Genomic DNA, 24,843 nt, shown 5'->3' with positions numbered 1-24,843 from the left:
TAGCGCCATGGCAGTGGTGCATGCATTGGAGAGGCCAGCCCCGCACGGGCTTCGGCGCGTGGGGTCAGCTGAGCGGCGGCTGTTCCCGGCGGTCTCTACAAGGACTCCGCTTCGTCTTGCGCCAGGTTGTCGATCATGGCCAGCAGCACCCGCCGCGTGGTGGCCACGTCGGCCTCGGACACGCCCCGCGTTGCGATGGCGTTCACCTCTTCGGCCAGTGGAACGAGTTGCCGCTTGAGCTTGCGCCCTTGCGGCGTGAGAAACACGTAGACGTTCTTGCGGTTGTCGGGCCGCTGCTCCAGGCGGACGTAGCCCAGGGCCTCCATGGCGCGCAGTGCCGTGAACGTGGTCGGTTCGGCCACGCCGGCCTCGATGCTGAGCTCGCGCTTGGTCAGGCCGTCGCGCTCCCAAAGGATGCGCAGGAAGGTCCAGTGCCCCAGCGCCACGCCATGGCGCGCCAGCCGCTGCTGCAGCGTGCGCAGAAACGAGCGCGTGGCGTCCTTGACCAGGTGCGCCATGCGGTCGTGCGGCACGCCCTCGCGCCAATGGCGCAGGATGCGGCTGGCGGCTTCGGTGTCTCTGGAGGCGGAAGCTTTGGGCACGGCAGCGACAGCGGGCGTGGAGGATGCTTTCATTCTCGCAAAGCCACCTGATGCCGCAGTTCCACGTCGCGGCCTTCCCGGGCGGAGCTCAGCAGTGCCAGGCAGATCTCCAGCGTGGCCCGAGCCCAGGGACCGTCGTGCAGCGGCTTGGTGCCGTGCAGCACCGCGTCCACCAGCTCGTCGATCACCTCGAAGCGCGGCACCGCCGGGGCTGGCAGCTCGATGCGTTCGCGACGGTGGTCGCCATAGACCCACACCGCATCGGGCAGGGGACGCAGGTCACCGTGCTCGCAGCTCACGATCACCGGCCCGAAATGCTGGTGCGCCGGTGCCGCGGTGCCGGGCGCCGCCGGTTTCCACGCGGGGCCGCCGTAAGTGCCGGCGGCCTTGAGCTGCGCCTCGTCCTCGGCGGATGCCACGCTGGCGAGCCGGCGCCGAGCCTGGCCATAGGCTTGCGCGTCCTTCGGGCTGCCCATCTCGCCGGTCCAGCCGCACCACTCGTCGCTGTCGAAACGTCCATAGCCGCTGTAGTTGAGGCTGGCAAAGGCGCCGTCCTCGAACCACAGCAGGGCGGTGTAGGCGCCCTCGGTGGGCCGCGCCGGATCCCACTGGCCCATCACGGCGCGAACCCGCGTGGCGCGGCTGCCCGCCAGCAGCCGCACGACGTCCACCTGGTGCGCCGCCTGGCTGAACACCACGCCGCCGCCGGCCTCGGTCTGCAGTTCCTCGGGCCGGCGCGGCCGGTAGAGGAAGTCCGTGTAGTTCAGCGCCTGGATCATGCGCACGCGGCCCAGCTCGCCAGCCTCGATCATCTTCCGCGCGATCAGGTAAGGCGTGTCGAAGCTGTGGCAGTGGCCGACGATCAGGTGCACGCCGGCCGCGGCGCAGGCCTGCACCATGTCGTCGCATTCGGACAGCGTGATGGCCATGGGCTTCTCGACCAGCACGTGCTTGCCGTGCGCCGCGGCGACACGGGTGTGTGCCGCATGGAACTGGTGCGGGCTGGCGATGTAGAGGGCATCCAGGCCCGGCTGCGCCGCCAGGGCCTCGATGTCCTCGAACACCGGGGCCTGGAAGTCCTGCGCGAACTGCTGGCGCGCAGCCTCGCGCGGGTCGCAGGCCGCGGCCAGCTCGATGCGGTCGTCGGCCAGGAAGGTGGGCAGCATCAGCGAGAAGGCGCGTCCCAGGCCGGCCACCCCCAGGCGCAGCTTGCGCTTCGGTTGCGTGCTCACAGGTCGATCACCAGCTCGCCGCCCTTGGCGCGGGAGACGCAGATCATGATCTGGCTCTCCATCTCCTCGGGCATCAGCACCATGTCGCGGTGGTCCGCCTCGCCGGAGACCAGCTTGGTGCGGCAGGTGCCGCAGGTGCCGCTCTCGCAGGAGGAGGGCACGTTGCAGCCGTGGTCGCGCAGCACCGACAGGATCGTCTGGCCCACGGGCACCTCGAAGCGCTGCCCGGTCTTGGCTACCGTGACGGCGAAGGGCTGGTCGTCGGGGCGCACGCCGCCGCCCTCGTTGAAGCTCTCGAAGTGCACGTTCTTGCCCGACCAGTGCCCGGCCATGTCGCGCACCGCGTCCATCAGGCCGCGCGGGCCGCAGCAGTAGACGTGGGTGCCGGGGGTGGGCCGCTCCAGCACCGGCCACAGGTCCAGCGAGTTGTCCGGATCGCCATGGTCATGGTGGATCACGACCTTGCCCTTGTACTCGGGCGCGCTCAGCTCCTCCAGGAACGCCGTGCTCTCGGCCGAGCGGCTGAGGTAGTAGAGCTTCCACGGCGCCGGGGGCAGTTCGCCGAAGCTGCGGATCATCGACAGGATGGGCGTGATGCCGATGCCGCCGGCAATGAAGATGTGGCGCTTGGCGTCCTCGACCAGCGGGAAGGCGTTGTCCGGCAGCGAGGTGGGCAGCGTGTCGCCTTCCTTGGCCTCGTCGCACAGGCTCATGGAACCGCCCTGGCCCTGGGCGTCGCGCTTGACGGTGATGACGTAGCGGTGGCGCTCGGCCGGGTCGTTGCACAGCGAGTACTTGCGCAGCAGCCCGTTGGGCACCTGCACCTTGACGTGCGAGCCCGGCGTGAAGGCCGGCAGCTCGGAGCCATCGGGCTGCACCAGCTCGAAGCTGCGGATGCCCTCGGCGGCATCGATGATGCGGGCGATGCGCAACGGCATCTGCGTGTCGGCGTGGGTCTGGATGGCGGTCATGATCGGGTCCTTGGCGAATCAGGCGGTGAGGACGCGCAGGGACAGGTCCACCGCCCGCACGTCCTTGGTGAGCTTGCCGCTGGAGATGCGGTCCACGCCGGTGGCGGCGATGCGGCGGATGGAGTCCAGGTCCACGCCGCCGGAGACCTCCAGCACCGCGCGCCCGGCGTTGAGCGCGCAAGCTTTTTCCATGTGCTCGAAGCTGAAGTCGTCCAGCAGCACGTTCCTCGCGCCCGCCTCCAGCGCCTGCCGCAGCTCGTCCAGGCTTTCCACCTCGATCTGCACGTCCACGCCGGCGTTGAGCGCGAAGGCGGCTTCCAGCGCGGGGCGGATGCCGCCGGCCGCGGCGATGTGGTTCTCCTTGATCAGGATGCCGTCCCACAGCGCCATGCGGTGGTTGTGGCCGCCGCCCACGCGCACGGCGTACTTCTGCGCCTGGCGCAGCCCGGGCAGCGTCTTGCGCGTGTCCAGCACCTTGCAGCCGCGCGGGTTGGGCGACAGGCCCTGGATGGCCTCCACGTACTGGCGCGTGACGGTGGCCACGGCCGAGAGCGTCTGCAGGAAGTTCAGCGCCGGGCGCTCGGCCGAGAGCAACGCGCGCGCGTCGGCCTCGATGCTCACCACCACCGTGCCGCGCTCCACGCGCTGCCCTTCCTGCGCCGTCCAGTCCAGCCGGGCCGCGGGGTCGAGTGCCTTGACGCAGGCGTCGAACCAGGGGCGGCCGGCAATCACCGCGCCTTCCTTGGCCGCGACCTGCGCCCGCACGCGCTGGCCCGCGGGCACGAGCTGCGCGGTCCAGTCGCAGCGGCCGATGTCTTCCATCAGCGCATCGCGCACGTTGCGCGCCAGTGCCGCTTCAAGGGTTTCGTTGGCTTCAAACATGTGCGTATTCCTATTTCAGGGCCAGCGTCACGGCCACCGCCGCCAGGAAGGCCAGCAGCACGCGCCGGAACCAGACCTCGCTGAGGTGCAGGCGCAACCGCTTGCCCAGCGTGAGGCCGCAGGCCACGGGTGCCAGTGCCAGCGTGGACAGCGCGAGGTCCGCGCCACCGAGGCGTCCATGCGCGGCCATCGAGGCGTAGAGCGGGATGGACGAGCCCAGGTAGATCAGGCTGATGCTGCCGATGAAGGCCTCGCGCGGCAGCCGCAGGCTCGTCAGGTAGCTGATGATCAGCGGCCCCGTGAGCGAGGACACGCCGCCCATCGCGCCCGAGAGCGCGCCGATGCCGGCGCTCCACCAGCGCTCGCGCGCGGGAGGCACGTGCAGGCGCAGGGGCAGGCACAGCAGCACCACGGCCAGCAGCACGACCGCGCCCAGCACGGCGTTGAGCGTGCGCGGCGACAGCGCCAGCGTCATGGGCACCGTCAGCAGCGTGGCCACGAGCTGCGTGGCGATGAGCGGCAGGAAGCGGCGCAGGCCCTGCACGTCACCGCTGTCGAAGGCCTGCCAGGCGTTGGACACCAGCACCGGCATCGCCACCAGGGCGATGGCCTGCGTGGCCGGCATGAACAGCGACAGCAGCGGCACGGCCACCAGCGGCAGCCCGATGCCCAGCGTGCCCTTGACCATGCCGCCGGCCAGGAACACCGCTGCAGCCGTCGCCATCTCCGGCCCCGTCATGGCGCGTGCTTTCTCATGCCCGTGCTTATTCGGGCCTGAGGTTGGCGCGCTTGGCCGCTGCCGTCAGGCGCTCGCCTTCGCTCTTGAGCGCGCTGGCCAGCTGCTCGGCCGAGCCGCCCACCGGATCGACGCCGGCGGCCTGCAGCTGCTCGACGACCTCCGGCTGCTTCACGATCTTGGCGATCTCGGCCGCGATGCGGTCCGTGATGTCCTTGGGCGTGCCCGCGCGGGCCAGCACCGCCACGTTGAAGGCGAAGTCGAAGCCGGGCGCCTTCTCGGCCAGCGTCGGCACGTCAGGCGCCAGCGGCGAGCGCTTGAGCGAGTTGATGGCGATCAGCCGGGCCTTGTCCGACTTGACGAAGCCCATCAGCGAGGGCGGCGACGCGAAGGCCATGTCCACTTCGCCGCCGATCATGGCGGGGATCGAGTTGGCGCTGCCCTTGAAGGGGATGTGGGCGATGTCCAGGCCCAGCGCTTCCTTCATCGCCTCGGCCGTGAGGTGGTGGATGCCACCGATGCCCGAGGAGCCGTAGTTGAGCTTGCCCGGCTTGGCCTTGGCCAACGCGATGAGCTCGTCCAGCGTCTTGGCCGGCACCCCGGCGTTGACGGCCAGGAACAACGGCGCCTTGCCCACGAGCGACACTGGTGCAAAGTCCTTCTGGACGTTGTAGGTGACGCTCTTGTTGATCAACGGCGAGATCGTCAACAGCGGTCCGTCGGTCAGCAGCAGGTTGTATCCGTCGGCGGGCGACTGCGTGATGACGGAGGCGGAGATCGATCCGCCGGCGCCCGGCTTGTTCTCCACGAACACCGTCTGGCCCAGTGCCTTGCCCAGATGCACCGACAGGGCGCGTGCCACCGTGTCGGGCAGCCCGCCAGGCGAGTAGGGCACGATCAGCCGGATCGGCTTGGAGGGGAAGGGCTGTGCCAGCACCGGCGACAGCGCCGTGCAGGCCAGGAAGGCCACGGCGGTACCCGCCAACTTCCGGCAAAACATGCGTCTCATGAGGAACTCCTTGGAAGGGCAGCCGCGGGCAAGGAAAGATGCGGCTGCCTCGGGCGCCGTGCCATGGGCTCGGCGAGGTCGGGCTCAGATGCTGTAGCTCTCGTAGGTGGACGGATGGAAGATCTCTTCCACCGCCATCAGCCGGGCGGACAGGCCCTGCGCGTGGTGGTGGCGCACGAAGGTCTCCAGCGTCTTGCGTGCCGGCGCCACGCCGTAGGACCAGTAGTCCTCGCCCATGGTCTCGCGCGCGGCCTTGAGTTGCTCCTCCACGAAGGGCAGCGTGACCTTGGTGGCGGAGGTGTCCGACAGCAGCTCCAGCGCGGCGGCCTTGGACTGCGTGAAGGCCTTGAACACGGCGCCCGGCAGCCAGGGATGCGCGGCGGCCAGCTCCTTGCGGATGCCCACCACGTGCATGATCGGGAACACGCCCGTGCGCCGGTAGTAGTCCTTGGCCACCGCGGTCGGGTCGTCGAAGAGCCAGCCGATGTTCGGGTTGCGCTTGAGGATGTGCGCGCTGGGCGGGCGCGGGCCGATGAAGCCGTCGATCTCGCCCTGGTCCAGCAGCTCGGAGATGGTCGTGCCCGCGGGCGCCTCCTCGATGCGCACGCCGGGAGGCAGCTGCAGCTTGATCTTCTCCGGACGGCCGGGCATGTCGATGCCGCCGCGCACCCAGGTCACGTCCTCGGGCGCGACGCCGAAGTCGTCCTGCAGGATCGAGCGGGCCCAGACGTTGGCCGTGAGCTGGTACTCGGGCAGGCCCACGCGGCGGCCCTTGAGGTCCTCGGGCCGCCGGATGCGGTCCTTGCGCACGTAGATCGAGGTGTGGCGGAAGGCCCGCGACAGGAACACCGGCACCGCGATGTAGGGACACTCGCCCTTGGAGTGCTTGACCAGGTAACTGGAGAAGCTCAGCTCGGTGATGTCGAAGTCCTGGCTGCGCATGGCGCGAAAGAACATCTCCTCCGGGCTGAGCAGCATGTAGACCGGATCCACCCCGTCGATCTGCACGCGGCCGTCGAACAGCGCGCGGGTGCGGTCGTAGTCGCCCATGGCGACGGAGAGTTGAAGCTTGGACATGAGGAAATCAGGTTGCAGGGAGGGCCTTGGCCGGACGCGGCGGGCGTCCGGCCAGGTGCGGTGGATGCAGGGCAGGGCTGGGCTGGGCGCTCAGGCCTTCACGGAGTAGGACGGTTCCAGCTCGGGATGCTCGTGGCCATCGGGCCAGACGTAGGCCACATCGAAGCTGCGCCAGTCGGTGGTCTTGGGCACGATCGCCTGGTAGGCGCACACCTCCTGGGGGATGGCCTTGTCGCCGGTGCCGATCGCGGTTTCGCCGCTCTGGAAGGCGCGCACCGCATCGAGCATCTGCTTGCGGAACTCGACGATGGCCAGGTCGCTGGCGCCCAGCCGGTCGTTGGTGCGGTCGGCGATGGGGCCCATCGTGATCCACATCGCCACGTCCTGGTTGGGGAAGCCGGTGATGCCGGTGAAGTTGCCCGCCTTCATTGCCTGGCGGTCCTGCCAGAAGCGGTTGTCCTGGTTGCGCAGCGGCCGGTAGTACTGATCAAGGTCGACACCCACCGTCTGGCGCAGGAACTTGCGCCAGGTTTCGGTCTCGGGCGTTTGCGACGGATGGCCCCAGGCGATGAAGTAGAAGGCCGTGCTCGTGTCGTCGCAGGGCACGTTGATGTTGGCGACGTTGTAGAGGTTGTTGGGCGGGATCAGCGCGGTGGCCGGCGCCACGAACACCGTGGAGCGCACGTAGTCGTGCGTGGCGGCATCCTTGATCGGGCGACGGATGGCGGCGTAGCGGAAACCGTACTCGCCGCGCTGCACCTGCAGGCGCGGCGCCTTGTCGGTGGAGGGGCGCAGCCAGGCGTTGGCCGTGGCCTTGGCGCCGTCCACGCGCGCGGGCACCATGTCCGAGCTGTGCAGGCTGGAGCTGTGCGCCGAGTCGATCGCGCCTTCGAGGATCTGCGCCCAGTTGCACGGCAGGATGGCCTTGGCGATCGACACCCGGGCCTCCGCCGTAGGCGCCCAGCGCGGCGGCACGAACTCGGGCACCGCGTCCTGCGGCCCCATGTACGTCCAGACCATCCCGCCCCATTCCTTGACCGGATAGGCCTTGTGCTTGACCTTCTCGGCCATGCCGCTGGCCGCCGGCTCCGACACCATCTCCAGCACGTTGCCCTCGACGTCCATCTTCCAGCCGTGGTAGAGGCAGCGCAGGCCGCCCTCCTCGTTGCGGCCGTACACGAGCGAGGCGCGGCGGTGCGGGCAGTACTCGTCCATCACGCCCACGCGGCCGTCGCTGTCGCGAAACACCACCAGGTCCTCGCCGAACACGCGGGCCTTCACGGGCGTGCCGTCGGCCTCGGCCACCTCCTCGATCAGGCACACCGGCGTCCAGTGCCGGCGCATGAGCTGGCCCATGGGCGCGTCACCCTCGACGCGGCACAGCAGTTCGTTCTCTTCGCGGGTCAACATGAATAGGCTCCTAAGTCAAAAAAAGGCCGAATGCCCAGGTGATGCACTATTGATCCAGAGCAAATGTTTAGGCGACTAAGCTTAGTCTAGATCAAGGACGGAGCGTTTGCAGCCCTGCCGGACTAGAAGAAACCCTTGGATGGCCGCAGTGCGGCAGCATGGAAAGACCCCGGGCGGTCCAACGGAAACAGAAAATTAGTCGGCTAAGATAAAATGGCCGCCCCGGCGGCAGGTTGCCTGCTGCCTTGCCATGAAAGGTCCGCCATGCAAAGCGAACGAGACAGCGACCCGATGGTCTGGAGCGATGCCTTCGTGCTGGGCTTCGGCCCGATGGACGAGGTGCACGAGGAGTTCGTGGACCTCGTCGGTGCGATGCAGAAGGCGCGGGACGAGGAGCTGGAGGCCTTGCTGGAGGCCTTCGCCAAGCACGCGCAGGCGCACTTCGATGCCGAGAACGCGTGGATGGTGGAGACGGATTTCCCGGCCCGCGAGTGCCACATCGACGAGCATGCGGCGGTCATGCGCTCGGTTCATCAGGTGCGTGAGCGCCTGGCCGCGGGTGACTACGCACTGGTGCGGCGCCTGGCCGACGAGTTGGCCTCTTGGTTCCCCGGCCATGCCGATTACCTGGACTCCGCGCTGGCGCACTGGATGTGCAAGCGCCGCCTGGGTGGCAAGCCCGTGGTCCTGCGCCGCGATCTCAAGCCGGCGGCGCTGCGCGGCGACGACACGCCCGCCGCCCTGCGGGCCTGAGCGCCGCCGCCGGCATCAGCCCTTGCGCGCCTGCTGGGATGCGGGCGCAACGGTCCACGCGACCAGCCGGAGCACCAGGGGCCGGGCAGCCATCACGCCCATGAAACCCACCGGCAGGGCCAGGGCGTAGGCCCTGAGCACACGCAGCAGGTAGCCGTCGCCCAGCCCGGTGTTGATGGCGGTGAGCGCCAGGCTCATCAGGAAGGCCACGATGCCGGCCATGTAGAAGGAAAACGCCACGGGAGCCAGGCGGCTTGGAAGACGCCATGCGCCGTGGCGCGGCGAGTCGGGAGAGTTTTGTGCAGCCATGGGCGCGCGTTATAGCCTGTGGGTGAAGCCCGTGCAGATTCAACACGGTGGATCTGCAATCTGCCGCGCTCCAGTCGTACCTCACTCTGGGAACATGACGCTCCGCTTGGGAAGCGCATTGCGCAAGGCGGTCGAACGGGTCGCAAAGTGGACCTGCATCGTCGCGGGCGCGGGCGTGCTTGGAACCTGGTCCTCGGTAAGCCTTGGCTCCAAGTCCGGCGGGGTGCCTGCAAATGAATCGGGTCGGCCTTCAAAATCCGCCTTATACAGCGCGCATTGCCTCAGCGGCCCAGCGAGTAGAACTCGGCGTTGGGACGCATGTTCGACACATTGGCCATGCGATTGGACATGCCGAAGAATGCCGAAATGCCGGCGATGTCCCAGATGTCTTCCTCGGTAAATCCATGGGCCTTGAGTGTTTCGAAATCGGATTCGCCTACCAGGTGGGCGGTCTGCGAAACCTTCATCGCGAAATCCAGCATGGCCTTCTGGCGGTCGGTGATGTCAGCCTTGCGGTAGTTCGTCGCGACCTGATCCGCGATGAGCGGGTTCTTGGCCCGGATACGCAGTATGGCCCCGTGTGCGATCACGCAATACTGGCATTGGTTGGCGTTGCTCGTCGCCACCACGATCATTTCCCGCTCCGCTTTGGACAAGTTGCCGGGCTTGTCCATCAACGCGTCGTGATAGGCGAAGAAAGCGCGGAATTCATCGGGCCTGTGGGCGAGCGCCAGGAACACATTGGGAATGAAGCCGGATTTTTCCTGGACGGCCAGGATTCGTTCCCGAATATCCTCGGGCAGGTCTTTCAGCTCAGGGACCGGAAAACGGCTCACTGCGGCCGAGTTTGCTTGCGTCATGCCTCTCTCCTTCGTATGAAAAATAAGTTGTTGCCAGGCGCTGCCGGTATTCCGTTGTCGATGGAGGTCCACGGCGATGCGGCCGCGCACTTCGCCGCTCAGCAGTTTGCTGGCAAGCCTTCTTGGGACGTTAGACCGATTGTCTAGTCGAGCGCGCGCTGCCTCGATTCGATGTCCACCAGCCAGATCGCCATGGCCGCTGCCGCCAGGAAGGACGACAGCAGCACCAGGGCCAGCGTGAAGTGGCTTGCCATGACCGGCGCGACGATGGCCGGGGCGAAGAGCCCACCGAAGCGGGCCATCGCGCCGGCGGTGCCCATGCCGCTGGCCCGCAGGTCGGTCGGATAGACCTCGGGCGTGAACGCATAGAGCGCCCCCCAGGTGCCCAGCAGCGAGAAGCTCATCAGCAGCGTGGAGCCGATGACGACGGCTGGCGAAGGGTCGAGGCTGTAGAGCAGGCAGCCCACCGCGCTCAACAGCAGGAAGCCGATCAGCGTGGGCTTGCGGCCCCAGCGCTCCACGCCGTAGGCCGAGAGCGCAAACCCCGGCAGTTGCACCAGAGCCAGCAGGATCAGGAAGACCTGCCCGCGCATGAAGCCAAAGCCTTCGCCCGCCAGCTTCACGGGGAGGTAGACGAAGACGCCGTAGTACGCGATCGAGATCAGCATCCAGGCGGCCAGCAGGCAGAGGCTGCGGCGCCGGTATCCGGCCGCGAAGAGCGCAAAGACCGCATGGCGCTCTCCCTGTTGCGGCTCCAGGGGGCCGATTTCCACTGAAACCCGATTGGCGACCGCCACGCGCTGAAGCACCGCGCGCGCCTGGGCCGAGCGCCCCGACTTGGTCAGGTAGTGGGGCGATTCCGGGATGAAGAAGCGAAAGACCACGCCCACCAGCGCCGGGATGCCGGTCACGAAGAAGATCAGCCGCCAGGCGTCGTTGCCGTGCGAAACGGCGACCAGGGCGAGGAGGGCGAGCAGGATCGTGCCGACGGCCCAGAAGGACTCCAGCATCACCAGCCAGCGGCCCCGCCGGTCGGAGGGCAGGAACTCGGCCATCATCGTGTAGTCCACGGGCAGGGTGCCACCAACGCCGATGCCGGTGAAAAAGCGCAGGACCAGCAGCCACTGGAAGCTGGGCGCGAAGGCGGACGCGACACCGCAGACCGCGTCAACGATCACCGCCATCATCAGCACGGGCCGACGGCCGATCCGGTCCGCCAGGCGGCCGAACACGAAGGCGCCAACGAGCATGCCGATGAAGAACAGCGTCCCGGTCTGCAGCGCCATGGGCACGGCCATGCCGAAGGTCGCGGCGATGGAAGGCGCCGTGAACCCGATCGAGAGCACCTGCATCGCATCCGCGAGCCAGACCAGGCCAAAGATGGCAAAGAGCCGGTACTGGAATCGACCTACGCCGGCCGCCCGGAGGCCTTGTTCAACCGTGATGGCCGCAGATGCGGGACTGGTCGTTTCGACGGTGGCGGATGGTGCGGGCATGGGCCTCCCGTCTTCAGGAAGCCCGCCGTTCGGCTAGAACGAACTTCGTGCCATGGCGGCGCGAATCCTCTTGCGCATGTCCTCGGGCTGGCTTGCCAGCCATTGGCGGAACGCCCGGTGCACGCGCCAGCGGATGTCGAGCAGACCGACAAAAGTGGTAAGGAGCAGGAAATCTTGCATTTGCTGCACCGTAGGAGCCGAAGTCCAGCGCTCGCGGCAACCGAGGTGCCATGCCGCCGCGCGCTCCCCCCGGCCTCAAGGCGGCCAGCGGAACGTCACTTGACGGCGACGTTCCGTGACCGCCGCGCCGCGCCGCGCTCAGGCCCGGGCCAGGCGGGCGGTGCCGCGCGCCAGGCGCGCATCCAGGCTCAGCGCGCCGGCGCCGAAGGCCGCGGCCAGGAACAGGCCGCCGGCGATGGCCAGATTCTTCATGAACATGAGCTGCTGCACGTAGGCCTGCTCGGCCGGGGCGGACCAGTACGCGTGGAACAGCACGCCGGCCGCCAGCGTGAAGACGCCCAGCGCCAGCGCCGCCCAGCGCGCCTTGAAGCCCACCGCCAGCGCCAGGCCGCCGCCCAGCTCCAGCAGCCCCGCACCCAGCGCCAGCAGCACGGGCAGCGGCAGCCCGGCGCTGGCGATGTAGTCGGCGGTGCCCTGCAGGCCCGTGAGCTTGGCAAAGCCCGAGGTGACGAAGATCAGCGCCAGCAGCACGCGGCCGGCGGGGACGAGGAACTTGTTCAGCGAAGCGTTCATGGCGGTTCTCCTGGAAAACGGGTGAGTGGGTGGATGGGGATGAGTGGCCCGGGCGCTGGTCAGCGCGCGAGGTCGAACACCAGCACTTCGGCGCCGCGGCCTTGGCTCAGCTCGAGCTGCGATTCGCCGTCGAGCATCGCGGCGTCGCCGGCGCCCAGGCGCTGGCCGTTGACCTCGATCTCGCCGCGGGCGACGTGCACGTAGGCCAGGCGCTGCGGGTCCAGCGCCTTGGTGGCGCGCTCCTCGCCGTCGAACAGCCCGGCCTCGATCTGGGCATCGGCGTTCATGGACAGCGCGCCCTCGGCGCCGTGGCCGGACACGATGGGCGTGAGCCGGCCGCGGCGCTGCGCGGGGTCGAAGTGCTTTTGCTCGTAGCCGGGCGCGATGCCGCGCTGGCGCGGCAGGATCCAGATCTGCAGGAAGTGGGTGCTGCGGTCCTGGGCGTGGTTGAACTCGCTGTGCAGCACGCCCGTGCCCGCGCTCATGCGCTGCACGTCGCCCGGGCGGATGACGCCGCTGGCGCCACCCGCGCGGCCGTTGCCCATGCTGTCCTGGTGCGCCAGCTCGCCGTCGAGCACGTAGCTGACGATCTCCATGTCACGGTGGCCGTGCGTGCCGAAGCCCTGTCCGGCGGCGACGCGGTCCTCGTTGATGACGCGCAGGTTCCCGAAGCCCATGTGGGCCGGGTCGAAGTACTCGGCGAAGGAGAAGCTGTGGCGGCTGTCGAGCCAGCCGTGGTGGGCGTGGCCCCGGTCGGACGACTTGCGCAGCGTGATCATGGCGGGTCCTTTCTTTCGATGGTTTCGAATCAGCTTTGGATGCCGTTTCTCAGCGACATGACGTCATTTTTAGGCGCCGCATCAAGCCATGTTGCGAGTGTTTTCGACGTTTATGATCGATGCCATCGAAAAAGGAACGCCATGGGCAAGCTGACGCTGGAGAGCCTGGAACTGATCGACGCCATCGACCGCCGCGGCTCCTTCAGTGCCGCCGGCGAGGAACTGCACAAGGTGCCGTCCACCATCTCCTACACGGTGGCCCGGATGGAGGAGGACCTGAAGGTGTCGCTCTTCCGCCGCAACGGGCCGCGCATCGAGATCACCGAGGCGGGGCGCGAGCTGCTGCGCGAGGGCCGGCTGCTGCTGCAGGCGGCGGCCGACCTGGAATGCCGGGTGCAGCGCGTGGCCTCGGGCTGGGAGAGCAGCCTGCAGCTGGCGCTGGACGCGCTGGTTCCGACGGAGACGCTGGCGCCCGCCATCGCCGCCTTCCACGAGGTGGCCGATGCCACGCGGCTGCGCGTCGTGGAGGAGGCCATCACCGGCACCTGGGAGTCGCTGCTCGACGGGCGCAGCGATCTGGCGCTGACGGTGGGGCCGGGCCCGGCCGGCGGCGGCTACCTGGCGCGGGAGGTGGCGCAGGTCGAGTTCTGTTTCTGCGTGGCGCCGTTCCACCCGCTGGCCCGGGAAGCCGAGCCGCTGAGCGAGGCGCAGGTGCGCGCGCACCGGGCGGTGGCCGTGGCCGACTCGGCGCGGCGGCTGCCGCTGCGCAGCGCGGGGCTGCTCAGCGGCCAGCGCACGATCACCGTGCCGAACCTGCGCGCGAAGCTGCGGCTGCAGGCCGAGGGCATCGGCGTGGGCTACCTGCCGACGCTCTGTGCCCAGGGACTGCTCGATGCCGGCGTGCTGGTGCGCAAGCGCGTGGAGCGCGAGCGCGAACCCGAAAAGCTCAGTGTTGCGTGGCGCGTCGGTGCCCAGGGCAAGGCGCTGGCATGGTGGATCGAGCGGCTGACCGATTCGGAGGTGTGCGAAGGCCTCCTGGAAAGCGCCCGGAGGCTTTATGCGTCGGGAGCGTCCACGGGCAGCCGCTGAGGCGGCTCGTGCGGGAGATGGGCCTGGAGCCGAGCGCGGCGCCTGGCAGGCCCAAAACAACATACCGGTTCTTGTCTACCCACCAAGCTCTTCTGTCGCTGATTTTGGCCGGTGTGAGGGAGAGGAAGAGAAAAACAGCTGGATTGAAGAAGTGAGTGGGGGCAGGGACGTGATGGAAATTTCGCGTATGTTGTCTTAAGAATTCCACCGACCTGCTGCGATCAGCAGTCGCGTTTGCTCAGCGTGGCGGTCGGCCTCGGTGAGCGCCCCACCCCCAAGCCAGCCGTCCCGATCAGTCCTCCAGCATCCCCTGCGGTGGGTGATAGGGCTGCCCCAAGCTGCTGGCGACCTCGCGGCAGGTGAGCTTGCCGGCGGCGACGTTGAGGCCGTGGAGCAGGTGGACGTCCTCCCGCAGCGCGCGCTGCCAGCCCTTGTCCGCCAAGGCCATCACGTAGGGCAGCGTGGCGTGGTTGAGCGCGTGCGCCGAGGTCAGCGGCACCGCGCCGGGCATGTTCGTCACGCAGTAGTGGACGACGCCATCGACGACGTAGGTGGGGTCGGTGTGCGTGGTGGGCCTGGAGGTTTCGAAACACCCGCCCTGGTCGATGGCCACGTCAACCACCACCGAACCGGGCTGCATGCCTGCCAGCAGCTCGCGCGACACCAGCCGCGGCGCCGCCGCACCGGGTACCAGCACGGCGCCGATCACCACGTCCGCCGAGCGCACGTGGGCTTCCACGTTGTCCCGGTTGGAGAACACGGTCAGCACGCGGGCGCCGAAGCGCTGCTCGATGCGGCGCAGCGCCTGCAGGCTGCGGTCGATCACCACCACCTGCGCCCCGGAGCCGACGGCCATGAGCGTGGCGTTGCTGCCGACCACGCCGGCGCCCAGTACCACCAGCTTGGCGGCGGCCACGCCCGGCACGCCGCCCAGCAGCATGCCCCGGCCGCCCTGGGCGCGCTCCAGGCAGCGGGCGGCCGCCTGTACCGACATGCGCCCGGCCACCTCCGACATCGGCGCCAGCAGGGGCAGACCCCCGCCCGGCGCCGTCACCGTCTCGTAGGCGATGCAGATGGCACCGCTGTCGAGCAGCTCCTGGCACTGCTGCGGATCGGCGGCCAGGTGCAAGTAGGTGAAGAGCACCTGGCCCGGCCGCAAGCGCGCCCGCTCCGGCGCCTGCGGCTCCTTGACCTTGACGATCATGTCCGCGCTCGCGAAGACCTCCTCGGCCGTCCCGATCCGAGCTCCCGCCTGCGCATACGCCGCGTCGCCGGCGCCGATGCCCGCACCCGCGTCGTGCTCGACCAGGACCTGGTGGCCCGCGGCCACGAGCTCGCGCACCGACGAGGGCGTGAGGCCGACGCGGTACTCGTGGTCCTTGATCTCCTTGGGTACGCCGATGAGCATGGAGGGCTCTCCCTGGGCATCCGATGGCTCACACCAAGGTCGTGGTGCCGCCCTTGGTGGTTGCGAAAGCTCCTCAGGGCTTCCGCCAGTCATCTTCCTTGTAGCCCAGGGTTCGAGTCCCTGACGCCGCTGAGGCGGTGTGCTCTGCGGGCGGACTCAACGCCGCTCAAAGCACCTCGGCCCGGTGCTGCCTCAGGGCCTGCACGACGATCGGCGACAGCCCCGCCCCCTGTTCGAGCTGGAGGTGCTCGTAGAGGCCGCGCCGCATGCGCGGCTCCCAGTAGCGCTGGATGTGGGCCGCGAGGTCGCGGCGCGCTTCCTCGGCATCGGGCCACGCGGCGAAGAACTCGCCGATGCTGTTGGCCATCTGGATCAGGCGTTCGGTGTTCATGCGGCAAGCGGCTCCATGGTCAGTCGTTCGGTGGCGCTGTAGGCGACCCAGTCCAGCCCGCGCGCGAAGCCGATCAGGCACAGGTCGGCCGCCTGCGCCGTGCGCACGGCCAGCGCGGTGGGCGCGGAAATGGCGGCCAGCGCGCCCACGCCGGCCCGCACGGTCTTCTGGACCATCTCGTAGCTCGCGCGGCTGGTCACGGCAAAGAAGCCCCGCGTGGCATCCGCATGCATGCGCGCCAGCGCGCCGATGAGCTTGTCCAGGGCGTTGTGCCGGCCCACGTCCTCGCGCAGCAGCAGCACTTCACCGTCCGTGCCGCACCAGGCCGCCGCGTGCGTCGCCCCGGTGGCCGACTGCAGCAGCTGCCGCGCACGCATCCCGTCCAGCGCGCGCGACAGCGCCGAGGCTTCCAGCAGCACCGGCGCCACGCGCTGCTCGCAGCGCGGCAGCGCCTGCTCCAGGCTCTGCAGCCCGCACAGTCCGCAGCCGGTGCGGCCGGCCAGCGTGCGCCGCCGCTCCTTCAGCCGCGCCAGGCAGCGGCTGGCGATCTCGACGTGCAGCACGATGCCTTGCTCAACCATCTCGACCTCGACGTCGCGCAGGTCCTCGGCCCGGTCCACCAGGCCCTCGCTGAGCGAGAAGCCGTAAGCGAAGTCCTCCAGGTCCAGCGGCGTGGCCAGCATCACCGCATGCGACAGGCCGTTGTACTGCAGCGCCACCGGCACCTCGTCGGCCACGTCGTCACCGGTCTCGCGCGGCACGCCGCCCAGGCAGCGCAGGGTCTGCAGGCGCCGTGCGCCCGGGCGGGCCGCCATGGGCAGGATGTCCATGTTCACTTCCCTTCCACGCCGGCTTCGGCGCCCTCGCGGCGGCGCTCCAGCATGTCGAGCTGGTGGCGGTTGAACTGCGTGTAGCCGCGCTGCCACTCGGAAGGCTGGCTGACCTTGCTGACCTGCACCGCCGTCACCTTGTACTCGGGGCAGTTGGTGGCCCAGTCGGAGCTGTCGGTGGTGATCACGTTGGCGCCCGATTCCGGGAAGTGGAAGGTGGTGTAGACCACGCCCGGCGCCATGCGCTCGCTCAGGCGGGCGCGCAGCACCGTCTCGCCGGCACGGCTGCCGATGCCCACCCAGTCGCCTTCGGCGATGCCGCGCTCCTCGGCGTCGTGCGGATGGATCTCCAGCCGGTCCTCGTCATGCCAGCGGTTGTTGGGCGTGCGCCGGGTCTGCGCGCCGACGTTGTACTGGCTGAGGATGCGCCCGGTGGTGAGCACCAGCGGGAAGCGCTTCGTGACCTTCTCGGGCGTGGCGACGTACTGGGTGACCATGAAACGGCCCTTGCCCCGCACGAAGCCCTCGACGTGCATGGTGGGCGTGCCGGCCTCGTCGGTGTCCTCGTTGCACGGCCACTGCACGCTGCCCAGCCGCTCCAGCTTGGCGTAGCTCACGCCGCGGAAGCTGGGCGTGAGCAGCGCGATCTCGTCCATGACGTCCGAGGGATGCCGGTAGTGCATCGGGTAGCCCAGCGCCTCGGCCAGCTTGAGCGTCACCTCCCAGTCGGCCAGGCCGCCCAGCGGCTTCATCACCTTGCGCACGCGCGAGATGCGCCGCTCGGCATTGGTGAAGGTGCCGTCCTTCTCCAGGAAGCTGGAGCCGGGCAGGAACACGTGCGCGTACTTGGCCGTCTCGTTCAGGAAGATGTCCTGCACCACCAGGCATTCCAGCCGCGACAGCGCCTCGGTCACGTGCTGCGTGTCGGGGTCGGACTGCACGATGTCCTCGCCCTGCACGTACAGCCCCTTGAAGCTGCCTTCCAGCGCGGCATCGAACATGTTCGGAATGCGCAGCCCCGGCTCGGCCGACAGCGTCACGCCCCAGGCGGCCTCGAAATCGGCGCGCACGCTGCCGTCGGACACGTGCCGGTAGCCCGGCAGCTCGTGCGGGAAGCTGCCCATGTCGCAGGAGCCCTGCACGTTGTTCTGCCCGCGCAGCGGGTTCACGCCCACGCCGTCGCGGCCGATGTTGCCGGTGGCCATCGCCAGGTTGGCGATGCCCATCACCATGGTCGAGCCCTGGGCGTGCTCGGTGACGCCCAGGCCGTAGTAGATGGCCGCGTTGCCGCCGGTGGCGTACAGCCGCGCCGCCCCGCGCACCTCCCGCGCCGGCACGCCGGTGACGGCCTCCGTGGCCTCGGGCGAGTTGTCCGCCCGCGCCACGAACTCGCGCCACTGCTGGAAGCTGCGGTCGTCGCAGCGCTCGGCAATGAACCTCTCGTCGAGCAGGCCCTCGGTGACGATCACGTGCGCCAGCGCCGTCACCAGCGCGACGTTGGTGCCCGGGCGCAGCTGCAGGTAGTAATCGGCCTTGACGTGCGGCGAGGCCACGAGGTCGATGCGGCGCGGGTCCACCACGATGAGCCGGGCGCCCTGGCGGATGCGCTTCTTCATGCGCGAGGCGAAGACCGGGTGCGCGTCCGTCGGGTTGGCGCCGATCACCATGATCACGTCCGACTGCTCGACCGAGCGGAAGGTCTGCGTGCCGGCCGAGGTGCCGAAGGTCTGTCCCAGTCCGTAGCCGGTGGGCGAGTGGCAGACGCGGGCGCAGGTATCGACGTTGTTGTTGCCGAAGGCCGCGCGGATGAGCTTCTGCACCAGGTACGTCTCTTCATTGGTGCAGCGCGAGGAGGTGATGCCCCCCACCGCGTCCAGGCCGTGCTCGGCCTGGATGCGCTTGAAGCCGGCGGCCGCGTGGGCAATGGCCTCGTCCCAGCTCACCTCGCGCCACGGGTCGGTGATGCGCTCGCGGATCATGGGTTTACTAATGCGGTCCTTGTGCGTGGCGTAGCCCCAGGCGAAGCGGCCCTTGACGCAGGAATGGCCGTCGTTGGCCTGGCCGTCCTTCCACGGCGTCATGCGCACCACCTGCTCGCCCTTCACCTCGGCCTTGAAGCCGCAGCCCACGCCGCAGTAGGCGCAGGTGGTGACGACGCTCTTGGTGGGCATGCCCAGCGAGACGACGCTCTTGTCCTGCAGCGTCCCGGTGGGGCAGGCCTGCACGCAGGCGCCGCAGCTCACGCACTCGCTGTCCATGAAGGCCTGGTCCTGGCCCGGCGAGACGCGGCTGTCGAAGCCGCGCCCGGAGATCGTCAGGGCGAAGGTGCCCTGCGTCTCCTCGCAGGCGCGCACGCAACGGTTGCAGACGATGCACTTGCTCGGGTCGTAAGTGAAATACGGGTTGGACTCGTCCTTGCACGCGCCCAGGTGGTTCTTGCCTTCAAGGCCGTAGCGCACGTTGCGCAGGCCCACCGCGCCGGCCATGTCCTGCAGCTCGCAGTCGCCGTTGGCGGCGCAGGTGAGGCAGTCCAGCGGGTGGTCGGAGATGTAGAGCTCCATCACGTCGTGGCGCAGCTTCGAGAGCTTGTCGCTCTGCGTGCGCACCTTCATGCCGGCCTCGGCCGGCGTGGTGCACGAGGCCGGAAAGCCGCGCCGGCCGTCGATCTCCACCAGGCACAGCCGGCAGGAGCCGAAGGGCTCCAGGCTGTCGGTGGCGCACAGCTTGGGCACGGAAATGCCGGCCTCGATGGCCGCCCGCATCAGCGAGGTGCCGGCCGGCACGGTGACGGCCTGGCCGTCGATCTCCAGCGTGACCTGCTGGTCCGCGGCACGCTTGGGCGTGCCGTAGTCGGTGTCGTCGAAAGGCATCGCTTGGCTCCCGGGTGTTCAGTCGCGTTCAGGCCGCCTGCTCGTCGTCGCCGAGCAGGCCGAAGTCTTGCGGGTAGTGGTTCAGGGCCGACAGCACGGGGTAGGGCGTCATGCCTCCCATGGCGCACAGGCTGCCGGCCAGCATGGTGTCGCACAGGTCGCGCAACAGCCGCACCTGCTGCGGCCGGTTGTGGTTGAGCACGATACGGTCGATGACCTCCACGCCGCGGGTGGAGCCGATGCGGCAGGGCGTGCACTTGCCGCAGGACTCCGCCGCGCAGAACTCCATGGCAAAGCGCGCCATCTGCGCCATGTCCACCGTGTCGTCGTGCACCACCACGCCGCCGTGGCCCAGCACCAGGCCCTGCGCCGCATAGGCGTCGTAGTCCAGCGGCAGCTCCCATTGCGCTTCAGGCACGTAGGCGCCCAGCGGGCCACCGACCTGGATCGCCTTGACGGGGCGGCCATTGGCCGTGCCGCCGCCGATGTCGAACACCAGTTCGCGCAGCGTCAGCCCGAAAGGCAGCTCGAACAGCCCGCCGCGCTTGACGTTGCCCGCCAGCTGGAAGGGCAGCGTGCCGCGCGAGCGGCCGGCGCCGAAGTCGCGGTAGAAGTCCGCGCCGCGCTCCAGGATGGTCGGCACCGCGGCGAAGGTCAGCACGTTGTTGATGACCGTGGGCCGTCCGAACAAGCCCTGGACGGCGGGCAGCGGCGGTTTCGCACGCACGATGCCGCGCTTGCCTTCCAGGCTCTCCAGCATCGCGGTCTCCTCGCCGCAGACATAGGAGCCGCCGCCCACGCGCACCTCGATGTCGAAGGCCGGGCCGGTACCCAGCAGCGCCGCGCCCAGCACGCCGGCCTGGCGCGCGGCACGCAGCGCCGATTCGAAGGCCGCGATGGCGTGCGGGTACTCCGAGCGGATGTAGATGAAGCCCTTGGAGGCGCCCACCGCCAGGGCGGCGATGGCCATGCCTTCGATCAGCAGGTACGGGTCGCCCTCCATCAGCATGCGGTCGGCAAAGGTGCCCGAGTCGCCCTCGTCGGCGTTGCAGACGACGTACTTGCGGTCGGCCGCCGCCTGGGCCACGGTGCGCCACTTGATGCCGGCCGGGAAGGCGGCGCCGCCGCGGCCGCGCAGGCCGGAGTCGAGCACCTGCTGCACGATCGCTTCCGGCGCCAGTGCCAGCGCCGCCCGCAAGCCGTTCCAGGGCACGGGCGCCAGCGGATCGTCCAGGCCGCAACGGGCGAAGGTCAGCCGCTGCTGGCGCCTGAACTGGGCAATGTCCTCCACCGGGCCCAGGCGCAGCGGGTGCGCGCCGCCTTGCAGCCACCGCGCCTCGAACAGCGAGCGCACGTCCTGCACGCGCACCGGGCCGTAGGCGATGCGCCCTTGCGGGGTCTGCACCTCCACCAGCGGCTCCAGCCACAGCAGCCCGCGCGAGCCGTTGCGCACGATGCTCACAGGCGCCTGGGCGCCGTCGGCATGGGCCGCGATGGCGGCGGCCACGAGGTCGGCATCGGCGGCCAGCGCCGCCGCGTCCCGGGAGACGTAGACGGTGGTGGCGTTCATCGTGCCCCTCCCACGTCGTCGAGCAGGTCGTCCAGCCGCTGGGCCGTCATGCGTCCATAGGGCTGGCCCTCCAGCATCACGGCCGGCGCCATGGCGCACAGCCCCAGGCAGTACACCGCCTCGACGCCACAGCCGCCCGCCGCGTGCGCATGGCGCAGCAGCTGCTCGCCCCCGACGCTGCGGCAGGCCTCGGCACGGCACACCTGCAGCACCGGGCGCTTGGCCGGCTGGGTGCGGAAGTGGTGGTAGTAGGTGAGCACGCCGTGCACCTCGGCGCGCGACAGGTTCAGGCCCTGGGCGATCTGCGCCACCGCCTGCTCCGGCACGTGGCCCAGCGCGTCCTGCACGCCGTGCAGCACCGGCATCAGCGGGCCGTCGAGATGGCCGCGCTCGGAGAGGACCCGACCGACGGCTTGCCGGTCGTACGAATCGGTGTGTTTCATGCGGTGTACCCGTGGTGGCCTGTGTCGCGGCCGACTATCCGGGGCACACCCAAATTGCGCCGTTGACAGCGGTCAAGATTCCGAAATCCAGGGGAAAGTACCAACTCCGGCGTCAGCATGCGCCAATTTCACCAACCGTTTCTCGCGCAACTTCAATGCGAAAAACAACCGTGCCTTATGTAATCCTGGTCCAACACCTCTTCTTTATGGACCCGCGAAACGACGGGTCTTGGTACTTCCCCGCAAGTTGCCCGGCAGACCTTAGAAACCTAGGGAAAGCGCTTATCCGGATTTCTCGGTTATTGACCGCAGTCAATCGTTTTCGAGGGGTGCCCGCTCGACATTGGGCCCGCCACCAACGGCCCCAATACCGAGGAGTGCAACCCATGAACCCGCAACACCAGGCTTCAGTAGCCTCTGCCGAAATCCCGCGCGGCCCGATGTTCCGATGGGGACAGCTGCTGATAGGCGTCCTGTGCATGGCGATGATCGCCAACCTGCAATACGGATGGACCTTGTTCGTCAACCCGATATCCGACAAGTACGGCTGGTCCCGGGCAGCCATCCAGATCGCCTTCACCATCTTCGTCCTGACCGAAACCTGGCTGGTGCCCGTCGAGGGTTACCTGGTTGACAAGTTCGGCCCCCGGCCGGTCGTCCTTGGCGGCGGCCTGCTGTGCGGCCTGGGCTGGGTCATGAACTCCTATGCCGACAGCCTCACGCTGCTGTACGTCGCAGCGGCGGTCAGCGGCGTCGGTGCTGGTGCCGTGTACGGCACCTGCGTCGGCAACGCGCTCAAGTGGTTCCCCGACCGCCGAGGACTGGCGGCGGGCATCACGGCCGCGGGCTTTGGCGCCGGCTCGGCGCTGACCATCCTGCCCATCACGGCGATGATCAAGTCCAGCGGCTACGAGGATGCGTTTTTCTACTTCGGCATCGGCCAGGGCCTGATCGTGATGATCGCGGCGCTGGCCCTGCTCGACCCGAACAAGGTCATGAAGCACATGAAGACCGCGGCGACGTCGCTGCAGCAGTCGCGTCGCGACTACGCGCCCACCGAGGTCCTGCGCAAGCCAGTGTTCTGGGTGATGTACCTGATGTTCGTGATGGTCGCGGCCGGCGGCCTGATGGCGACCGCGCAGCTCGCGCCGATCGCCAAGGACTTCAAGATCGCCGACGTACCGGTGAGCATCATGGGCCTGGCGCTGCCGGCGCTGACCTTCGCCATGGCCATCGACCGCGTGCTCAACGGCCTGACGCGCCCGTTCTTCGGCTGGGTCTCGGACAAGATCGGCCGCGAGCAGACCATGTTCGTCGCCTTTGCCGTCGAGGCCGCATGCATCTATGGCCTGTACCAGTTCGGCCACAACCCGCTGGCCTTCGTGCTGCTCACCGGCCTGGTGTTCTTCGCCTGGGGTGAGATCTACAGCCTGTTCCCCTCCACCTGCGCCGACACCTTCGGCTCCAAGTTCGCCGCCTCCAACGCCGGCATGCTCTACACCGCCAAGGGTACGGCCTCGCTGCTGGTGCCCCTGTCCAGCGTGCTGGTGACCTCCAGCGGCACCTGGGAGACGGTGTTCACCGTGGCTGCCGTGATGAACGCCATTGCCGCGCTGATGGCTTGGTTCGTGCTGCGCCCGATGCGCCGCGCGTTCATCGAGCGTGCCCGCCAGGACGCGGCAGTGCAACAGGCCAAGGACGGCAAGTCCTACGCCGGCGCGGCCTGAGGCTCCAGGCACCACGCGCGTATCCGCCGGCCCTGACGGTCCGGCAAGGACGGGGTTGCGCCCCTGGATGCCGGGTTATCCCGGCATCCAGGGCGTCCAGCCACCCCTGAAAGTTGCAAACACAACGGTGCGTTCAATTTTCGAAAATTGACCGCAGTCAATGGAACAAAACGGGACACCGGGCGAAAGTTTGCACAAGCCCGGTCCTGATCCCAGATCCACGGCGACATCGCAAAGCCACCATCGAAGCACGAGGAACCACATGTCTATCGTCAGCGAAAAGTCCCCGGCCACCCGCGTGGCAGCCCTGGCCACCGGCACGGTGGAGCTGAACGAAGCGCCCAGCGGGCAAGAGCAGGAGCAGCAGCTCACCGACGGCTTCCATCTCGTCATCGACGCGCTGAAGCTCAACGGCATCGACACCATCTACGGCCTGCCCGGCATTCCCATCACCGACCTGACCCGCCTGGCCCAGGCCGAGGGCCTGCGCGTCATCTCCTTCCGCCACGAGCAGAACGCCGGCCACGCCGCCGCCGCCGCGGGCTTCCTGACGCAGAAGCCGGGCATCTGCCTCACCGTCTCGGCGCCCGGCTTCCTCAACGGCCTGACCGCGCTGGCCAACGCCACCACGAACTGCTTCCCGATGATCCTGATCAGCGGCTCCAGCGAGCGCGAGATCGTGGACCTGCAGCAGGGCGACTACGAGGAGATGGACCAGCTCAACGCCGCCAAGCCCTTCTGCAAGGCCGCCTTCCGCGTGCTGCACGCGCAGGACATCGGCATCGGCATCGCGCGCGCCATCCGCGCCGCGGTGTCCGGCCGTCCTGGCGGCGTGTACCTGGACCTGCCGGCCAAGTTGTTCTCGCAGACCATGGAGGCCGAGGCCGGCCGCCGCTCGCTGGTCGAGGTGCGCGACCCGGCGCCGCGCCAGCTGCCTGCGCCCGACACCGTGGCGCGCGCGCTGGAACTGCTCAAGGGCGCCAAGCGGCCGCTGATCCTGCTGGGCAAGGGCGCGGCCTATGCCCAGGCCGATGCCCAGATCCGCCAGCTCATCGAGCGCACCGGCATCCCGTACCTGCCGATGTCCATGGCCAAGGGCCTGCTGCCCGACACGCACGTGCAGTCGGCCGCCGCGGCGCGCTCCTACGTGCTGGCCGAGGCCGACGTGGTGATGCTGGTGGGCGCGCGGCTGAACTGGCTGCTGTCGCACGGCAAGGGCAAGACCTGGGGCGCCGAGCCGAAGAAGTTCATCCAGATCGACATCTCGCCCACCGAGATCGACTCCAACGTGCCCATCACCGCGCCGCTGATCGGCGACATCGGCTCCTGCGTCTCGGCGCTGCTGGAGGGCGTCGGCGCCGGCTGGCAGAAGCCGCCGTCGGAGTGGACCAGCGCCATCGCGCAGCGCAAGGACAAGAACCTGTCCAAGATGGCGCAGACGCTGGAGGCCCCCACCACGGGACCGATGAACTTCCACAGCGCGCTGGGCGTGATCCGCAAGGTGGTGCAGGAGCGCCCGGACGCGATGGTGGTCAACGAGGGCGCCAACACGCTGGACTTCGCCCGCAGCATCGTGGACATGTACGAGCCCCGCAAGCGCCTGGACGTCGGCACCTGGGGCGTGATGGGCATCGGCATGGGCTTCG

General features: G+C 68.9%; 24 protein-coding genes. 4 read left to right on the top strand and 20 right to left on the bottom strand.

Annotation, left to right across the window (positions count from 1 at the left end; genetic code table 11):
• Nucleotides 1–95: 95 nt before the first annotated feature.
• The 8 genes from Q0741_RS21480 to Q0741_RS21445 form a co-directional block, all read right to left on the bottom strand.
• The gene (locus tag Q0741_RS21480; RefSeq protein ID WP_298235245.1) at nucleotides 96–602 is read right to left on the bottom strand and encodes a MarR family transcriptional regulator; all 507 of its coding nucleotides are present in this window, start codon (nucleotides 600–602) and stop codon (nucleotides 96–98) included.
• Nucleotides 603–631: 29 nt separating this feature from the next.
• On the bottom strand, nucleotides 632–1,834 hold the full coding sequence (locus tag Q0741_RS21475; protein ID WP_298235228.1) for a Gfo/Idh/MocA family oxidoreductase: 1,203 nt from the start codon (nucleotides 1,832–1,834) through the stop codon (nucleotides 632–634).
• The gene (locus Q0741_RS21470; RefSeq protein WP_298235227.1) at nucleotides 1,831–2,805 is read right to left on the bottom strand and encodes a PDR/VanB family oxidoreductase; all 975 of its coding nucleotides are present in this window, start codon (nucleotides 2,803–2,805) and stop codon (nucleotides 1,831–1,833) included. Before Q0741_RS21470 ends, Q0741_RS21475 begins: the two co-directional genes overlap by 4 nt.
• 18 nt (nucleotides 2,806–2,823) lie before the next feature.
• Nucleotides 2,824–3,687: a carboxylating nicotinate-nucleotide diphosphorylase gene (gene nadC, locus Q0741_RS21465; protein ID WP_298235226.1), complete on the bottom strand. Its 864-nt coding sequence runs from the start codon at nucleotides 3,685–3,687 to the stop codon at nucleotides 2,824–2,826.
• Between the two features lie 10 nt (nucleotides 3,688–3,697).
• Nucleotides 3,698–4,426: a sulfite exporter TauE/SafE family protein gene (locus Q0741_RS21460; protein WP_298235225.1), complete on the bottom strand. Its 729-nt coding sequence runs from the start codon at nucleotides 4,424–4,426 to the stop codon at nucleotides 3,698–3,700.
• 25 nt (nucleotides 4,427–4,451) lie between these two features.
• Complete coding sequence (locus Q0741_RS21455; protein WP_298235224.1) at nucleotides 4,452–5,432, bottom strand: tripartite tricarboxylate transporter substrate binding protein; 981 nt, start codon at nucleotides 5,430–5,432, stop codon at nucleotides 4,452–4,454.
• Nucleotides 5,433–5,516: 84 nt separating this feature from the next.
• Nucleotides 5,517–6,509 (bottom strand): ABC transporter substrate-binding protein, encoded by a 993-nt coding sequence (locus Q0741_RS21450; RefSeq protein WP_298235223.1) that lies wholly within the window; start codon nucleotides 6,507–6,509, stop codon nucleotides 5,517–5,519.
• A 90-nt stretch (nucleotides 6,510–6,599) separates the two neighbouring features.
• On the bottom strand, nucleotides 6,600–7,919 hold the full coding sequence (locus tag Q0741_RS21445; protein ID WP_298235222.1) for a Rieske 2Fe-2S domain-containing protein: 1,320 nt from the start codon (nucleotides 7,917–7,919) through the stop codon (nucleotides 6,600–6,602).
• 264 nt (nucleotides 7,920–8,183) lie between these two features.
• Between Q0741_RS21445 and Q0741_RS21440 the strand changes: the two genes are divergently transcribed.
• Nucleotides 8,184–8,672 carry a hemerythrin domain-containing protein gene (locus Q0741_RS21440; RefSeq protein WP_298235221.1) on the top strand — a complete coding sequence of 163 codons (489 nt, stop codon included), beginning with the start codon at nucleotides 8,184–8,186 and terminating at the stop codon, nucleotides 8,670–8,672.
• 15 nt (nucleotides 8,673–8,687) lie between these two features.
• Here Q0741_RS21440 and Q0741_RS21435 read toward each other — a convergent pair whose 3' ends face one another.
• The 6 genes from Q0741_RS21435 to Q0741_RS21410 all read right to left on the bottom strand — a co-directional run bounded on the left by Q0741_RS21435 (nucleotide 8,688) and on the right by Q0741_RS21410 (nucleotide 12,869).
• Nucleotides 8,688–8,912, bottom strand: coding sequence for a DUF2798 domain-containing protein (locus tag Q0741_RS21435; RefSeq protein ID WP_298235220.1), 225 nt, complete (start codon nucleotides 8,910–8,912; stop codon nucleotides 8,688–8,690).
• 350 nt (nucleotides 8,913–9,262) lie between these two features.
• Entirely contained in the window at nucleotides 9,263–9,841 is a 579-nt protein-coding gene (locus tag Q0741_RS21430; RefSeq protein WP_298235219.1) for a peroxidase-related enzyme, read from the bottom strand.
• A 143-nt stretch (nucleotides 9,842–9,984) separates the two neighbouring features.
• The gene (locus Q0741_RS21425) at nucleotides 9,985–11,337 is read right to left on the bottom strand and encodes an MFS transporter (protein ID WP_298235218.1); all 1,353 of its coding nucleotides are present in this window, start codon (nucleotides 11,335–11,337) and stop codon (nucleotides 9,985–9,987) included.
• A gap of 33 nt (nucleotides 11,338–11,370) precedes the next feature.
• The gene (locus Q0741_RS21420; protein WP_298235217.1) at nucleotides 11,371–11,517 is read right to left on the bottom strand and encodes a hypothetical protein; all 147 of its coding nucleotides are present in this window, start codon (nucleotides 11,515–11,517) and stop codon (nucleotides 11,371–11,373) included.
• Between the two features lie 138 nt (nucleotides 11,518–11,655).
• Nucleotides 11,656–12,090: a DoxX family protein gene (locus Q0741_RS21415; protein WP_298235216.1), complete on the bottom strand. Its 435-nt coding sequence runs from the start codon at nucleotides 12,088–12,090 to the stop codon at nucleotides 11,656–11,658.
• 59 nt (nucleotides 12,091–12,149) lie between these two features.
• Nucleotides 12,150–12,869: a pirin family protein gene (locus Q0741_RS21410; protein ID WP_298235215.1), complete on the bottom strand. Its 720-nt coding sequence runs from the start codon at nucleotides 12,867–12,869 to the stop codon at nucleotides 12,150–12,152.
• Between the two features lie 141 nt (nucleotides 12,870–13,010).
• On the opposite strand from Q0741_RS21410, the gene Q0741_RS21405 reads away from it, so the two are divergent.
• Complete coding sequence (locus tag Q0741_RS21405) at nucleotides 13,011–13,958, top strand: LysR family transcriptional regulator (protein WP_298235214.1); 948 nt, start codon at nucleotides 13,011–13,013, stop codon at nucleotides 13,956–13,958.
• A 292-nt stretch (nucleotides 13,959–14,250) separates the two neighbouring features.
• On the opposite strand, the gene ald is transcribed toward Q0741_RS21405, so the two are convergent.
• The 6 genes from ald to Q0741_RS21375 form a co-directional block, all read right to left on the bottom strand.
• Nucleotides 14,251–15,366: an alanine dehydrogenase gene (gene ald, locus Q0741_RS21400; protein ID WP_298235213.1), complete on the bottom strand. Its 1,116-nt coding sequence runs from the start codon at nucleotides 15,364–15,366 to the stop codon at nucleotides 14,251–14,253.
• 166 nt (nucleotides 15,367–15,532) lie between these two features.
• A complete protein-coding gene (locus tag Q0741_RS21395) occupies nucleotides 15,533–15,757 on the bottom strand; it encodes a formate dehydrogenase subunit delta (protein WP_298235212.1) in 225 nt (74 codons plus the stop codon).
• Nucleotides 15,754–16,587, bottom strand: coding sequence for a formate dehydrogenase accessory sulfurtransferase FdhD (gene fdhD, locus Q0741_RS21390; protein ID WP_298235211.1), 834 nt, complete (start codon nucleotides 16,585–16,587; stop codon nucleotides 15,754–15,756). The genes Q0741_RS21395 and fdhD overlap by 4 nt, the downstream gene beginning before the upstream one ends.
• A 2-nt stretch (nucleotides 16,588–16,589) precedes the next feature.
• Entirely contained in the window at nucleotides 16,590–19,457 is a 2,868-nt protein-coding gene (gene fdhF / locus Q0741_RS21385; RefSeq protein WP_298235210.1) for a formate dehydrogenase subunit alpha, read from the bottom strand.
• 28 nt (nucleotides 19,458–19,485) lie between these two features.
• Nucleotides 19,486–21,027 carry an NADH-quinone oxidoreductase subunit NuoF gene (locus tag Q0741_RS21380; RefSeq protein ID WP_298235209.1) on the bottom strand — a complete coding sequence of 514 codons (1,542 nt, stop codon included), beginning with the start codon at nucleotides 21,025–21,027 and terminating at the stop codon, nucleotides 19,486–19,488.
• Nucleotides 21,024–21,392, bottom strand: a complete 369-nt coding sequence (locus Q0741_RS21375) for an NAD(P)H-dependent oxidoreductase subunit E (RefSeq protein WP_298235244.1) — start codon at nucleotides 21,390–21,392, stop codon at nucleotides 21,024–21,026. The genes Q0741_RS21380 and Q0741_RS21375 overlap by 4 nt, the downstream gene beginning before the upstream one ends.
• A gap of 518 nt (nucleotides 21,393–21,910) precedes the next feature.
• Between Q0741_RS21375 and oxlT the strand changes: the two genes are divergently transcribed.
• Both oxlT and oxc read left to right on the top strand, forming a co-directional pair.
• Complete coding sequence (gene oxlT / locus Q0741_RS21370; RefSeq protein WP_298235243.1) at nucleotides 21,911–23,197, top strand: oxalate/formate MFS antiporter; 1,287 nt, start codon at nucleotides 21,911–21,913, stop codon at nucleotides 23,195–23,197.
• A 262-nt stretch (nucleotides 23,198–23,459) separates the two neighbouring features.
• Nucleotides 23,460–24,843 (top strand): oxalyl-CoA decarboxylase (gene oxc / locus Q0741_RS21365; protein WP_298235208.1); only part of this gene is annotated, 1,384 nt, incomplete at its 3' end.

It is taken from the genome of uncultured Azohydromonas sp., assembly GCF_937926365.1.
Classification (GTDB): Bacteria; Pseudomonadota; Gammaproteobacteria; order Burkholderiales; family Burkholderiaceae_C; genus Azohydromonas.
Note: the sequence above shows the minus strand (reverse complement) of the source record. Positions and strands in the feature narration are given on the sequence as shown.

Coding starts and splice junctions, on each gene's coding strand:
- Q0741_RS21470 (WP_298235227.1), bottom strand. CDS start 2,805: ATGACCGCCATCCAGACCCACGCCGACACGCAGATGCCGTTGCGCATC.
- nadC (WP_298235226.1), bottom strand. CDS start 3,687: ATGTTTGAAGCCAACGAAACCCTTGAAGCGGCACTGGCGCGCAACGTG.
- Q0741_RS21460 (WP_298235225.1), bottom strand. CDS start 4,426: ATGACGGGGCCGGAGATGGCGACGGCTGCAGCGGTGTTCCTGGCCGGC.
- Q0741_RS21455 (WP_298235224.1), bottom strand. CDS start 5,432: ATGAGACGCATGTTTTGCCGGAAGTTGGCGGGTACCGCCGTGGCCTTC.
- Q0741_RS21450 (WP_298235223.1), bottom strand. CDS start 6,509: ATGTCCAAGCTTCAACTCTCCGTCGCCATGGGCGACTACGACCGCACC.
- Q0741_RS21445 (WP_298235222.1), bottom strand. CDS start 7,919: ATGTTGACCCGCGAAGAGAACGAACTGCTGTGCCGCGTCGAGGGTGAC.
- Q0741_RS21440 (WP_298235221.1), top strand. CDS start 8,184: ATGCAAAGCGAACGAGACAGCGACCCGATGGTCTGGAGCGATGCCTTC.
- Q0741_RS21430 (WP_298235219.1), bottom strand. CDS start 9,841: ATGACGCAAGCAAACTCGGCCGCAGTGAGCCGTTTTCCGGTCCCTGAG.
- Q0741_RS21425 (WP_298235218.1), bottom strand. CDS start 11,337: ATGCCCGCACCATCCGCCACCGTCGAAACGACCAGTCCCGCATCTGCG.
- Q0741_RS21420 (WP_298235217.1), bottom strand. CDS start 11,517: ATGCAAGATTTCCTGCTCCTTACCACTTTTGTCGGTCTGCTCGACATC.
- Q0741_RS21415 (WP_298235216.1), bottom strand. CDS start 12,090: ATGAACGCTTCGCTGAACAAGTTCCTCGTCCCCGCCGGCCGCGTGCTG.
- Q0741_RS21410 (WP_298235215.1), bottom strand. CDS start 12,869: ATGATCACGCTGCGCAAGTCGTCCGACCGGGGCCACGCCCACCACGGC.
- Q0741_RS21405 (WP_298235214.1), top strand. CDS start 13,011: ATGGGCAAGCTGACGCTGGAGAGCCTGGAACTGATCGACGCCATCGAC.
- ald (WP_298235213.1), bottom strand. CDS start 15,366: ATGCTCATCGGCGTACCCAAGGAGATCAAGGACCACGAGTACCGCGTC.
- Q0741_RS21395 (WP_298235212.1), bottom strand. CDS start 15,757: ATGAACACCGAACGCCTGATCCAGATGGCCAACAGCATCGGCGAGTTC.
- fdhD (WP_298235211.1), bottom strand. CDS start 16,587: ATGGACATCCTGCCCATGGCGGCCCGCCCGGGCGCACGGCGCCTGCAG.
- fdhF (WP_298235210.1), bottom strand. CDS start 19,457: ATGCCTTTCGACGACACCGACTACGGCACGCCCAAGCGTGCCGCGGAC.
- Q0741_RS21380 (WP_298235209.1), bottom strand. CDS start 21,027: ATGAACGCCACCACCGTCTACGTCTCCCGGGACGCGGCGGCGCTGGCC.
- Q0741_RS21375 (WP_298235244.1), bottom strand. CDS start 21,392: ATGCCGGTGCTGCACGGCGTGCAGGACGCGCTGGGCCACGTGCCGGAG.
- oxlT (WP_298235243.1), top strand. CDS start 21,911: ATGTTCCGATGGGGACAGCTGCTGATAGGCGTCCTGTGCATGGCGATG.